Origin of the sequence: Bacteroides mediterraneensis (assembly GCF_016900355.1) — a bacterium.
Classification (GTDB): domain Bacteria; phylum Bacteroidota; class Bacteroidia; order Bacteroidales; family Bacteroidaceae; genus Phocaeicola.
Window position 1 is genome coordinate 50,139 of sequence record NZ_JACJKA010000016.1, and the last position, 13,125, is coordinate 63,263.

Genomic DNA, 13,125 nt, shown 5'->3' on the forward strand with positions numbered 1-13,125 from the left:
TAATGAGCATTGTAGTTAGCGGCTTAGGTATAGTTTCTTCACTAGGCATTGGAGTAGAAGAAAACTTATCACAATTATATTCAGGACAAAGTGGTATATCTCTTTGTCCTGAAATACTAATAACCAACAATAAATTACCTGTTGGTGAAATAAGATATTCAAACGAACAACTAAAAGAAAAACTAGGTATATCAGCAAATAAAGTAATATCTAGAACAGCATTATTGGGAATGCTTGCCGTTAAAGAAGCCATTATAGACTCACAAATAGATGTGACCAGTTATAAAATTGGTCTAATATCATCGACTTCTGTAGGTGGTATGGATCAAACAGAAATATTCTTTAAAGATTATATTAAAGACAATACTAAAGGTGATTTAAGGCAAGTACTCATGCACGATTGTGCAGCTTCAACTAAAGCGATATGCAATTATTGTAACATTAATGGTTATTCAACGACTATCAGTACAGCATGCTCTTCATCAGCCAATGCTATAATAAAAGGATATAACTTATTAAAGCATGGTGTATTGGATGCAGTTATTGTAGGAGGTTGCGATGCTTTAAGTGCATTTACTTTGAACGGTTTTAAATCCCTTATGATATTAGACAAAGAACTATGTAAGCCGTTTGATGAAAGAAGAGCCGGACTTAATCTTGGCGAAGGTGCTGGATACATTGTTCTTCAAAGAGAAGAAGACTGTAATAAAAAGTACTGCCGTCTTTCTGGATTTGCCAATACGAATGATGCATTCCATCAAACGGCATCATCAGAAAATGGCGAAGGTGCTTATCTTGCTATGAATAAAGCACTATCGATGGCAGGTTTACACCCGGAATCGATAGATTATATAAATGCTCATGGTACAGGTACACCGAATAACGACTTAACGGAATCAATAGCTATATCACGCATATTTAATCAGAAAATGCCTCTAATATGCTCCACAAAGTCTTATACAGGACATACATTAGCAGCATCGGGAGGTATAGAAGCTGTATTTTCCATATTATCAATTAAGGAAGGTTTTGTACCTGAATCACTTAATTTTGCTGTGCCAATGCATAATGGAGTAATACCAAATACAAGCCTTCATAGACAAGAAATAAAAACTGTTCTCTCTAATTCTTTTGGATTTGGAGGTAATTGTTCAACTTTAATATTCTCTAAGCAATAATGAGTTGTTATGTAAAAAATATAATTGCTGATGATGATGTTATATCAGATATCAAGGCATTAATCCCTGAAGCTGCCGTGAGGAGACGAATGTCTCGTATCTTAAAAATGGCTGTTACAACTGCTGTAGAATGTTGTGGCAATATTGATAATATTAAAGAAATTGACAGCATAGTAACAGCAACCGGATACGGATGTTTGGCAGACAGCGAAAGATTCCTGAGAAATGTAATAGAGAATAATGAGGAGCTATTAAATCCGACACCCTTTATCCAATCTACATTTAACACGGTAGGAGGCCAAATTGCCTTACTTTCAAAGAACCATTGTGAGAATATTACATATGTAAACAGATCTCACAGTTTTGAGGATGCATTACTAGATGCATATTTGCAGATAGGCATTGAGGGAAAAGAAAGAATATTACTAGGAACTTTTGATGAAATAACTGAAAGTTCCAACAATATATTAGAACGACTAGGGGCTTTTCATAAGGGACAAAAGAATGGAGAAGGTGCTATTTTCATGGAATTGACATCAAATTATACAGAGGCATGTAAAATAAAAATTGAGCACATTGAGTTTTCAAGTAATGTACTCAGTCAGGATGAATGTATCAATCGATATGCCAAATCTAAAGAAGAAAAAATCGTCTATAACAATTTTACGGAATATGGTATTTATCCAACTGTTTCTGCACGAATATTCTATGAGTTCACCAAGGATTTGGAGAGAGATGAAGAAATGATATTTTGCAATAATTATCTTGGTATGAGTTCCTCAATAATTATAGTGAAAGGAGTGTAATATGCTTATTATAATAATTTCCTTTATCTTGCTATTCTTTGTATGGGCTTCCGCTGATATAAGAAGTGGAATATACTTAAGATGTATTTGTAGAGGGAGTAGTGTGGAGAAAGCAGTAGCATTAACATTCGATGATGGACCAGATCCTATTCATACCCCCAGAATACTTAATATACTTGAAGAGAATAATATTAAAGCAACTTTCTTCCTTATCGGTTCAAAGATTGAAACATATCCAGAACTAGTAAAGAGGATTTATGAGGAAGGGCATATAATAGGAAATCATACCTTTTCTCATTCTCCATCATATACTCTTTGGAATAGTAACAAAATTTATGAAGATATACGGAAGACAAATGATATTATATATAAAATAACAGGTAAGTTTCCGTTTTTTTTTAGACCACCATTCGGAGTTACCAATCCGCTTATACGAAGAGCAGTAAACAATGGATTTGTATGCATAGGATGGAATATACGCTCATATGATACATTAAAGTTTTTAAAGCGTACTTCTATAAGCAAGAGAATAATACGCAATATAAAGAGTGGTGATATCGTTCTACTACATGATAACAGAGAAGGATCTGATATACTTCTGGAATCAGTTATAGAAGGAATTAAAAAGAAAGGTATTGAAATAGTGCCACTAAATAGACTTATAAATAAAAATGCTTATGAATAGAATAATATGTATTTTAATGTGCTTGGGCATGTTCTTGTCAGTAAATGCACAAGGAAACCAAGGAAATGATAAAGAATTTATAAATGAATTAGAAAGTAAGACATCCAAAATACAAACAATAACCTGTAAATTTACACAAACTCAATCTTTATCTGTTCTGTCAAATAAAGTGTCGAAAAAAGGTGTCTTCTATTATCAAAGGCCAGAACAGATATTACTCTTGTTCAATGACGGAGACTATATAAAGATGACATCAGAAGATTTCCAGATGAAAAATGGAGACAAAATAAACGAGATGAAGGTAGAATCTAATCCAATGCTTCGTGAGCTGAAGAATATATTATCAGCTTGCATGACAGGAGAGGTAATGAATTCTACAAAAGATTTTAATCATGAGTTGAAGAAAGAGGAACTTAAATATACAATTATAATGACGCCTAAAAAAAAGAGAGTAGCATCTAAAATAAAAGAGATTATGCTTGAATTTGACAGGCGAAATATGTGTCTTAATAAGATGAAAATGACACAACCTAATGGTGATTATACACTATATGAATTTTTGGATAAAGAATTTAACAAACAAATTAAACAGTTTGATAAACGATGAATTGGGAAAATAACTTCTACAGAATCAAACATGTTGTTGAAGGAGAGAATGGATTTAAGTGTACTGTTGAAATAATGGAGAAACACCCTATATATGAGGGGCATTTTCCGTTTGAACCCATCGTTCCTGGAGTCTGTACTTTGGCTATTATAAGAAGCTGCTTAAGTGTTTATTCTGATAAGAATATATCTTTCAGTAAAATAAAGGAGTGCAAGTTTATATCAGTTATTAAGCCAAAAGCAGGGCTTTTAATATCAATAGACATTACATTTTTAAAAGAAGATACAATATCAGCTATAGTATATAATAACAACAATACAGTCTTAAAACTAAAAGCAACAATCAAATAATATAAATATGGAATATACTGTATATAAGGACCGGTTAAAGCAGTTAAAGTGTGCTGTTATAATACCTACTTATAATAATGAGAAGACTATAAAGAAAGTTGTTGACAGTGTTAGGGATTACTGTGATGATGTTATTGTTGTCAATGATGGTTCTACAGATCATACATCTGCAATACTCGGTGAGTATTCCGGAATACAGTATATCTCATATAAAGAAAATAAAGGGAAAGGATATGCCTTATTAACTGGTCTGAGATATGCTACAGAGAAAGGATTTGATTATGCTATCACTTTGGATTCTGATGGCCAACACTTTGCAGATGATATCCCAACCTTTATAGATAGAATTGAGAAAAAGCCTGGAAGCATTCTGATAGGGGCTAGAAACCTAAGGGCAGATAATATGCCTGGCAAGAATACATTCGCCAATAAATTTTCTAATTTCTGGTATAAGATAGAAACAGGAAATACACTTCAGGACACACAGTCCGGTTTCAGATTATATCCATTAAAATTGATAAAAGGAATACATTTACTGACGCGTAAATATGAATTTGAGGTAGAGATTATTGTACGAGCAGCATGGAAAGGCATTAACGTTGAAAATGTACCTATCAATGTTTACTATCCACCTAAAGAAGAAAGAGTTTCCCATTTTAGGCCATTAAGAGACTTTACTAGAATTAGTATATTGAATACTTTTCTGGTCATTTATGCATTGCTTTTCTACTATCCTTGGAAATGCTTGAAGTTTCTGACAAAAGAGAATATAAAGAAAGTTATTAAAGAGCAGATTATAAATAATAAGGAAAGCAATATGAGATTATCCATGTCAATCGGCTGGGGTATTTTCTGCGGTATAATACCGATATGGGGCTATCAGATGATATTTGCTGCAATATCAGCTCATATCTTCAAACTAAATAAGGTTATAGCACTAATGTTTTCGAATATAAGCATACCACCTATGATACCTTTCATCCTATATGGAAGTATGAAAATAGGATATGTCATTTATCCTTCAGATACAAAAATATCTTTTGATAACATTACATTCGAGAGTGCCTATACATCCTTATTTCAATATATTGTAGGAAGTATATTATTGGCTATCGTATCAGGATTAGCACTTTTCATTTTGAGTTACTTAGTTTTGGCAATAATAAGAAAAAAATAGAACGCATGTATAATATATTCATTCATATATATGACTGGTTTGAGAAACGACGTATTCTTCTTTATATTCTATTAATTCTTATAATTGGGGCAAGTGGTTTTTATGCTTCACAAATAAAGCTGCAAGAGAATATCTCCAGTTTTTTTGATGATGGGGATAAAAATGATAGCAACATTCTAGAGAACTTCAGACTAAAGGACAGAATACTGGTTATGGTTTCCGGTTCGGAACCTGATGAAATGGTTGAAACGGCTTCATCCTTTTCAGACAGCATACAGCCTCTTATTAGTAGGGGACTGGTTAATGCAGTAATAACTGGTGTGAATCAGGAAATAATAAATAACAGCTCAGATTTTATTTACAAATACCTGCCTATCTTTCTTGAAGAGAATGATTATATCCGAATAGAGAATGATTTAGCGGACAGTTGTATAGAAAAATCCTTGAACCGATATTACACCTTGCTGACATCCCCATCTGGCTTTGCTTTAAGTGATATTCTGCACAAAGATCCCCTTAATCTTGGGACTCATATGTTGAAAAAGTTTGAGCGATTCAGTGTTGATTTCGATTACGAGATTTACGATGATTATATCTTTAATAAAGATATGACGACACTATATATGTATTTGGAGCCTACAAAAAGTATGACGAATACAGGTGAAAATGAGGAACTCGTAAGAGAACTTGAAAAAAAATGCAATCAACTTTCAAATGACCAGATTAAAGTTGAATGTATAGGAGGGCCAATAGTAGCAGTGGGAAATGCAAGACAGATAAAGAATGATACAGTACTAACTTTATCTCTTGCATTTATAATAATTCTCCCTTTACTTTATCTGAGTTTCAGAAATAAATTAAGTCTTTTATTCATTATATTGCCACCAATTTTTGGAGCAATATTAGCACTGGCCATTATATCTGTAACGAAAAGTTCTATATCTGCAATAGCAATTGGAGCAGGAGCTGTTGTATTAGGTATTTCATTAAGTTACTCCATACATATAATATCACATAACAATCATATTAAAAATCCAAGAGATATTATAAGGGATTTGGCTTATCCTCTTACTGTAGGTTGTTTTACAACCATAGGAGCATTTATAGCTTTAATGTTCACAGATTCGTCTTTACTGCAAGACATGGGGCTTTTTGCATCATTAACGCTTATTGGAACAACTGTATTCAGTCTGGTCTTTTTACCGCATTTCCTTAGATTTAACAATAATAATAAAACCAGTAAGCTATTAAAAGGAATTGAAAAATATAATGGTTATGCTTTCGAGAAAAACAGATATATAATAATCGGGGTTGCTGTTGCCACAATTATATGCCTTTTTCATTACAACAAGGTAGAATTTGACAGTGATATGTCTTCTATCAATTTTGAAAGCCCTTCCATCAAGGAAGCAGAAAAAAAAGCCACATCTATATTGGGAGACAGCAAACAACAAATATATATCGTAACAAGTGGAAATGATCATAAAGAAGTAATAAAAGCATATACACAACTTCATGAGCTGTATGAATCCTTAAAGAACGAGGACTGCATAGATAAATATACAGATATAAAGGACTTCATCATTGATGATGAAGTTCAAAGGGCTCGTATATCTAAATGGTCACAATTTTGGGAAAAGAGAGCCGATGAGAGTATGACCAAGGTCATCAAAGCTGGAGAGTCATTCGGTTTTAATGAGACTGCTTTCGATGAACTAAAGAAAACCCTGAGTCAACATTATGAAGTTTGTGATTATAATATGCATGATTGCGGCAAATCAATACTTGACGATTGGATATATACATCTTCTTCATCTCTTACTTTGATAAGTAAAATTTCTATACAACAGAAAAATAAGGACAAAGTTTATAAGGAAATAAGCAATATTGAAAATACAACAATTATTGACAGGGCATATTTTTCTTCTAAAATGATAGAAACAACTAGTAATGATTTTAATTTTATACTACTGGTAACATCATTTTTAGTATTCTTTACCTTACTCGTTACTTACGGAAGAATAGAAATAGCCATACTTACATTCTTACCTATGTGCATAAGCTGGATAATAATATTAGGTATCATGTCCTTATTAAATATAAAGTTTAATATAGTAAATATCATATTGGCAACATTTATCTTTGGTATAGGAGATGATTTCAGTATATTCACTATGGATGGTTTGCTGAACAAGTATAAGAATGGAAGCAAACTATTCGAGGCTCATAAGTCTGCTATATTCTTCTCGGCACTGACTACTGTCATAGGAATGGGGGTTCTTGTTTTTGCAAAGCATCCAGCTCTTCAATCAATTGGTGCAATTTCAGTCCTTGGTTTGTGTATAGTTGTTATTGTTTCTTATACAGTCCAACCGTATTTATTTAATTTACTGATTTTAAGACCAACTCAACGAGGAGGACAACCTTACACTATATTATCATGCATTAATACTATATATGCGTTCTTGTATTTTACAATAGGATGTATAGTCCTTAATGCAATTTATGTTCTCCTTAAATTTACATTTATTAGTGATAAACGCAAGCGGAGTGTATTCCATTATATAATCTATTATTTTATTAAGATATTCCTTAAGTCAATGTATATGGTGAATACGAAATACCAGAATATTAAGGAAATTGACTTTAACAAACCTTCTGTAATAATATCAAACCACCAATCATTTGTAGATATATTGATACTTCTATCTCTATCACCAAAGATTGTCATGGTAACTAAAGGATGGGTATGGAAATCACCGGTATTTGGCCGTATTGTCCAATATGCAGGTTTCTATACGATAGAAGAAGGTTATGAAAAACTGGTTGATTCTTTATATCCTCTAGTTAAAGAAGGCTACTCTATTGTTGTTTTCCCGGAAGGAACACGTTCCGACGATTGTGAAATAAAGCGTTTCCATAAGGGTGCTTTCTATTTGGCAGAGAAACTTCAATTAGAGATAAAACCTTTGGTAATTTACGGAACTGGGCTAATTTCCTCAAAAAAACAGCCGTTCTATATTAAAAAAGGAGAAATAATAGCCAAAGTTATCCCTAATTCAACATATTCAGAATTATCAAGCAATACAACCTATCAGGAGAAAACCAAATATTACAGAAAACTATTCCTGCATGAATATGACACCCTTAAGGAACAATATAATAGGGCAACAAACAATTATTATAAAAAACTGCTTATAAAGAACTATATATACAAAGGCCCTGTTTTGGAATGGTATATGAGAATTAAATGTAAGATGGATGGATATTATAACTTTTGGGATAGGAAACTGCCACGTGAAGCAAGGATAGTCGATGTTGGATGTGGATATGGACAGTTATGTTTCATGTTGGGACTTCTTTCTCCCAAACGTGAAATAATAGGTATCGACTACGATTCAGACAAGATAGAACTGGCAAATAATAGTTTCCTAGCAAACGGTAAAATCCGTTTTAGCCAAGGTAATATGCAGGATATTATATTGCCGGAATCGGATGCTTTTATATTTAATGACTCATTGCATTACGTCACCCCATCATGTCAGGAAAGGATATTGTGCCATTGCGCTTCAAGACTCAATCCCAATGGAGTAATATTGATAAGGGAAGGAGATTCTTCGAAGAAGACTGAACATAAGACTATTATTAAATCAGAAATCTGGTCAACAAGAATAATAAAATTCAATAAGACAGAAGGTCCTCTAAATTTTATTTCTTCTGATTGGATCAGGCAATTCACCAAAAGGTACGATCTGAATTTAAAAATAGAACAATGTGATAGAAAAACCTCTCAAACTATATATATAATAACTAAACCATAAATAATGGATAAATTCGATGTAGTCATAATAGGAGGAGGTCTAGGAGGACTTTCCTGTGGTGCGATACTAAGTAAAGAAGGTCTTAGTGTCTGTATTCTGGAACAACAAAAACATATAGGAGGATGTTTGCAGTCCTTTAAAAGGAAAGGTTATAGCCTTGATACAGGAATGCATTATGTAGGCAGCCTTTCAGAAGGAGACACTATGTATCAATATTTCAAATACTTTGGAATACTTGACAAGATTAGATACCAGAAACTTGACACAGATGGTTTTGATGTGATAAATCTTGGTAAAGGAAAAGAATATAGTCATGCTATAGGTTATGACAGATTCATAGATACTTTATCACAGAGTTTTCCAGAAGAGAGAGAAGCTATATCAGAGTATGTTTCTATACTGCAACGTATAGGAAAAAATATTAAGCCTGATATACTTAAGAAAGGGCATATATCAAGTGGTGGTGAGGAATATATGGGTATTTCAGCGTATCAGACTATAGATAAACTCTTTAAATCAGACTTGCTGAAGAATGTCATAGCCGGTAATATACCATTGTATGGATATGATAAAAACAAGTCTTCATTGTATGAACATGGAATGATTCATAACTCAAATATAGAGGGGGCTTATAGATTTGTTGGAAATACGCAACACGTAGCCGATGCTTTTTGTGATGTTATAAAAGCAAATGGTGGACAGGTAATATGTGACTCAGAAGTAACAGGTATTGATGTTGAAGGAGGTAAAATAAATAGTGTGGAGATTAACAATGAAACAATCATTGAAACCAAAAATGTCATATCTGCCATTCATCCTGTATTAACCATGTCTCTATTGAGGAATAACACGGTCATTAAAAAAGCATTTATGACTAGGGTAAATTCATTGGAGAACTCTTTCGGATTATTTACGACTTATCTTCTTTTAAAGCCAAATACATTCAAGTATATAAATAGGAATTACTATCTGTACAATTCTCCTGATGTATGGAATAAGTTTGCTGATTATAAGTCTTGTAACATACCGGTTATATTGTTTTCATGCCAGAATAATGGGGACAGTGAGTATGCTTCAGTTATAACACTGATGACACCTATGGACTTCAGTTCATTATCAAAATGGGAAGATTCTAAAGTAGGGCAAAGACCAGCAGAATATATAGAATTCAAAGAGCGATATACAAACGCTATGATAGAATTTGTATCAAAATATTTCCACGGTCTAAAATCCTGTATACAGTATATATATTCAACGACTCCCTTAAGTTACAAGGATTATAACTCGATGCCGCAAGGCAGTGCATATGGAATAATTAAAGATTTTAACAATCCTATGATAACCCATTTATCACCGAGGACAAAAATAAATAATTTATATTTGACAGGACAAAACCTGAATGTCCACGGATGTCTTGGAACAACAGTCTCGGCTGCTGTAACTTGTAGCGAAATCATAGGAAAGGAATATTTGGCAAAAAAAATTGGCAATGAATAAAACAGGCGTATATAGTAAAGTATTAAAAAGGATAGTTTTTACCATTATGGTGATTCTCCTTCTTACGGTTTTAATACCGGTAACAGTAGGTATATACTACTTTAACAAGGCTGATTTCAAATGCCCGAATGATAGTATATATCCAGAGAAGTATCATGTTAAATCTGTAGGTGACTCTATAAAGTATATTGAGTATGACCTGTTGCATAGAAATAAATATGGATTATGGGAAGTGTATATAAGTGGTTCTCCTTTAGAAAGAGGAACAAAATATGGAGTATTAACAAAAGACTTACTGCAATATCAAGAGAATGTTTTTGTAGAGCAGATTAAAGAAATTATACCATCTGACTTCTATTTCAGTTTCCTACATAAACTTATAGCTATATTCAATTGGGATATGGCCAGCTATATACCTGAGGAATATAGAAAAGAGATATATGCAATCTCTCAATCATGTAGCCATGAATTTGACTCTTTTGGAACACCATATGAGAGGCAATTGAATTATCATGCTGCACATGATATAGGGCATACTATGCAGGAATATATGCTTGTTGGTTGTAGTTCATTTGCTACTTGGAATGAGAACACTTCTGATTCAACTTTACTGATAGGACGAAATTTTGACTTCTACGTAAACGATAAATTTGCAAGAAACAAAATAATCCTCTTTATGGAACCAGAAAAGGGGTATAAGTTTGTTTCTGTATCTTGGCCTGGAATGATGGGAGTTGTATCCGGTATGAATGATAAAGGTCTCACTGTAACCATCAATGCAGCAAAGGGAGCAATACCGGTTACATCAGCAATGCCAATATCCTTACTGGTGAGAGAAATACTACAGAATGCAAAAACAATAGAAGAGGCTTATCAGATAGCTCAGATCCATAAAACTTTTGTATCAGAATCGATACTTATAGGTTCTGCTATTGACAGAAGTGCCGCAATTATAGAGAAGACGCCAAGCAAAACGTCACTTTATAAAGAATCTGATAATGAAATAATTTGTACGAATCATTTTCAATCTAAAGAGTTTATGAATGATTCCTACAATATAGAAAATATCAACAATTCAGACAGCAAATACAGATATGATAGGATTTCTGAACTAATAAGAGAATCAATACCATTGTCTCCAGATAAGGTCGCCACAATTTTGAGAGACAGAAGAGGTTTAAACAATAAAGATATTGGACTGACCAATCAGAAATCTATTAATCAATCAATAGCACACCATTCTGTAATCTTTAAACCGGAAGAATTAAAGATATGGGTATCAACAGAACCGTGGCAAAGTGGTGCATTCTTATGTTACGATTTAAAAGAGATCTTCGACAACCCTAATAGACTTGTTGAGAGTAATGACAAGCAGCTAACGATTCCTGCTGATACTTTATTTTTAGAAAACGATTACCAGAATATATTGGACTATAGAAAGCAATTTAAGAAAATCAGGGAAAGTATAAATAGCGGGTTGGCAATCCCTGTTCAGGAGATACATAGTTTTATAGAGCTTAATCCAAATTATTATGAGGTCTACAATATTATTGGAGATTACTATAATGAAATTAACGATATTAGAAAAGCGGTAGAATATTGGAAAAAATCTCTTGATTGTGAGATACCCTCTGTTTATGAATCAAATAAAATAAGAAATAAAATAAAAGATTATGATAAAGAATAGTACATTACATTATTCATCTGAATCTGATATAATCAGATTTCAAGAAGAAAGACTAAAGGAAACATTGGAGTACCTATCACAGAATTCTCCATTTTATAAGAGAATGTTTAAGGAAAATAATATAGACATCAGCCAAATAAAACATTTGTCAGATCTTCAAAAATTACCTGTTACAACGAAAGAGGACTTACAGAAACGTAACAATGAGTTTATCTGTATAGATAAAGAAAGTATAATAGATTACGTTACAACATCAGGAACATTGGGAGAGCCAGTAACTTTTGCTCTGTCCAATAATGATTTAGACCGACTGGCCTATAATGAAGCCAGTTCCTTTACCATGGCAGGTTGCAAGAAAGGTGATATCATACAATTGATGACGACAATAGACAGAAGGTTTATGGCCGGACTTGCATACTTCTTAGGTGCGCGAGAACTAGGTTGTGGTATAATTCGTGTTGGAAACGGTATTCCAGAACTGCAATGGGATACTATACAAAGAGTTTCTCCAAATGTATGTATCGTAGTACCGTCATTCTTGATGAAACTAATCAAATATGCCGAAGAGAATGGAATTGACTATAATAACTCTTCATTAAAAAAGGCTATCTGTATAGGAGAAGCCTTAAGAACACCAACAGGCGAATACACTACGTTAGGGAAAAAAATATCAGAAAAATGGCCTAATCTGGAGCTGTTCTCAACATATGCTTCTACAGAAATGCAATCCTCATATACTGAATGTCAAGAACACAGTGGATGTCATATCCCTACAGATCTCATATTGGTTGAAATGCTTGATGATAATAATAATCCTGTTCCTGATGGCCAACCGGGAGAGGTTACGATTACGACACTTGGAGTTGAAGCAATGCCTTTATTGCGTTTTAAGACTGGGGATATATGTATAAAACAAAGTAGCAAATGCTCATGTGGTCGCAATAGTGCAAGATTAAGTTCCGTTATAGGAAGAAGAGGACAGATGATTAAATTTAAGGGAACAACTTTATATCCTCCTGCATTATTTGATATTTTGGACAATATACCTGAGGTAGAGAACTATCTTGTTGAAGTTTTTACCAATACACTTGGTACAGACCAAATTCAAATTAAAATAGGAAGCAAGAATCAGAATGATGCATTTATCAAGCAGATAAAAGATGTTTTCCGCTCAAAAGTAAGGGTTGCACCAGATATATGTTTTGTTCCGGTTGAACTCATAGCAAGACAACAACATCCTGAAATGAGCCGAAAACCTATTAAGTTTTTTGATTTGAGAAATAATTAGTATATTTGTATATCTTATAATTAACTCAT

10 protein-coding genes are annotated in these 13,125 nt (G+C 33.2%); all 10 read left to right on the top strand.

Annotated elements, in window-relative coordinates; all coding sequences use genetic code 11:
- The first annotated feature begins 2 nt into the window (after positions 1–2).
- From H6A28_RS09780 to H6A28_RS09825, 10 genes are read left to right on the top strand one after another with little or no spacing between them, the layout of a single operon-like run.
- The gene (locus H6A28_RS09780; RefSeq protein WP_204433720.1) at positions 3–1,178 is read left to right on the top strand and encodes a beta-ketoacyl-[acyl-carrier-protein] synthase family protein; all 1,176 of its coding nucleotides are present in this window, start codon (positions 3–5) and stop codon (positions 1,176–1,178) included.
- Positions 1,178–1,984, top strand: a complete 807-nt coding sequence (locus H6A28_RS09785; RefSeq protein ID WP_204480021.1) for a beta-ketoacyl synthase chain length factor — start codon at positions 1,178–1,180, stop codon at positions 1,982–1,984. The genes H6A28_RS09780 and H6A28_RS09785 overlap by 1 nt, the downstream gene beginning before the upstream one ends.
- Before the next feature lies 1 nt (position 1,985).
- On the top strand, positions 1,986–2,669 hold the full coding sequence (locus H6A28_RS09790; protein ID WP_204480022.1) for a polysaccharide deacetylase family protein: 684 nt from the start codon (positions 1,986–1,988) through the stop codon (positions 2,667–2,669).
- A complete protein-coding gene (locus tag H6A28_RS09795; protein WP_204433727.1) occupies positions 2,662–3,276 on the top strand; it encodes a LolA family protein in 615 nt (204 codons plus the stop codon). Before H6A28_RS09790 ends, H6A28_RS09795 begins: the two co-directional genes overlap by 8 nt.
- On the top strand, positions 3,273–3,626 hold the full coding sequence (locus tag H6A28_RS09800; RefSeq protein ID WP_204433729.1) for a beta-hydroxyacyl-ACP dehydratase: 354 nt from the start codon (positions 3,273–3,275) through the stop codon (positions 3,624–3,626). Before H6A28_RS09795 ends, H6A28_RS09800 begins: the two co-directional genes overlap by 4 nt.
- A 7-nt stretch (positions 3,627–3,633) precedes the next feature.
- Positions 3,634–4,803, top strand: a complete 1,170-nt coding sequence (locus H6A28_RS09805) for a DUF2062 domain-containing protein (protein WP_204480024.1) — start codon at positions 3,634–3,636, stop codon at positions 4,801–4,803.
- Between the two features lie 5 nt (positions 4,804–4,808).
- Positions 4,809–8,624: a trifunctional MMPL family transporter/lysophospholipid acyltransferase/class I SAM-dependent methyltransferase gene (locus H6A28_RS09810; RefSeq protein ID WP_204480026.1), complete on the top strand. Its 3,816-nt coding sequence runs from the start codon at positions 4,809–4,811 to the stop codon at positions 8,622–8,624.
- Positions 8,625–8,627: 3 nt separating this feature from the next.
- The gene (locus H6A28_RS09815; RefSeq protein ID WP_204480027.1) at positions 8,628–10,121 is read left to right on the top strand and encodes a phytoene desaturase family protein; all 1,494 of its coding nucleotides are present in this window, start codon (positions 8,628–8,630) and stop codon (positions 10,119–10,121) included.
- The gene (locus H6A28_RS09820; protein ID WP_204480028.1) at positions 10,114–11,808 is read left to right on the top strand and encodes a C45 family autoproteolytic acyltransferase/hydolase; all 1,695 of its coding nucleotides are present in this window, start codon (positions 10,114–10,116) and stop codon (positions 11,806–11,808) included. The genes H6A28_RS09815 and H6A28_RS09820 overlap by 8 nt, the downstream gene beginning before the upstream one ends.
- Positions 11,795–13,096, top strand: coding sequence for a phenylacetate--CoA ligase family protein (locus H6A28_RS09825; RefSeq protein WP_204480029.1), 1,302 nt, complete (start codon positions 11,795–11,797; stop codon positions 13,094–13,096). The genes H6A28_RS09820 and H6A28_RS09825 overlap by 14 nt, the downstream gene beginning before the upstream one ends.
- Positions 13,097–13,125 lie beyond the last annotated feature (29 nt).

Excerpts from the sequence above, each read along its gene's own strand:
- H6A28_RS09780 (WP_204433720.1), top strand. The coding sequence starts at position 3 with ATGAGCATTGTAGTTAGCGGCTTAGGTATAGTTTCTTCACTAGGCATT.
- H6A28_RS09785 (WP_204480021.1), top strand. The coding sequence starts at position 1,178 with ATGAGTTGTTATGTAAAAAATATAATTGCTGATGATGATGTTATATCA.
- H6A28_RS09790 (WP_204480022.1), top strand. The coding sequence starts at position 1,986 with ATGCTTATTATAATAATTTCCTTTATCTTGCTATTCTTTGTATGGGCT.
- H6A28_RS09795 (WP_204433727.1), top strand. The coding sequence starts at position 2,662 with ATGAATAGAATAATATGTATTTTAATGTGCTTGGGCATGTTCTTGTCA.
- H6A28_RS09800 (WP_204433729.1), top strand. The coding sequence starts at position 3,273 with ATGAATTGGGAAAATAACTTCTACAGAATCAAACATGTTGTTGAAGGA.
- H6A28_RS09805 (WP_204480024.1), top strand. The coding sequence starts at position 3,634 with ATGGAATATACTGTATATAAGGACCGGTTAAAGCAGTTAAAGTGTGCT.
- H6A28_RS09810 (WP_204480026.1), top strand. The coding sequence starts at position 4,809 with ATGTATAATATATTCATTCATATATATGACTGGTTTGAGAAACGACGT.
- H6A28_RS09815 (WP_204480027.1), top strand. The coding sequence starts at position 8,628 with ATGGATAAATTCGATGTAGTCATAATAGGAGGAGGTCTAGGAGGACTT.
- H6A28_RS09820 (WP_204480028.1), top strand. The coding sequence starts at position 10,114 with ATGAATAAAACAGGCGTATATAGTAAAGTATTAAAAAGGATAGTTTTT.
- H6A28_RS09825 (WP_204480029.1), top strand. The coding sequence starts at position 11,795 with ATGATAAAGAATAGTACATTACATTATTCATCTGAATCTGATATAATC.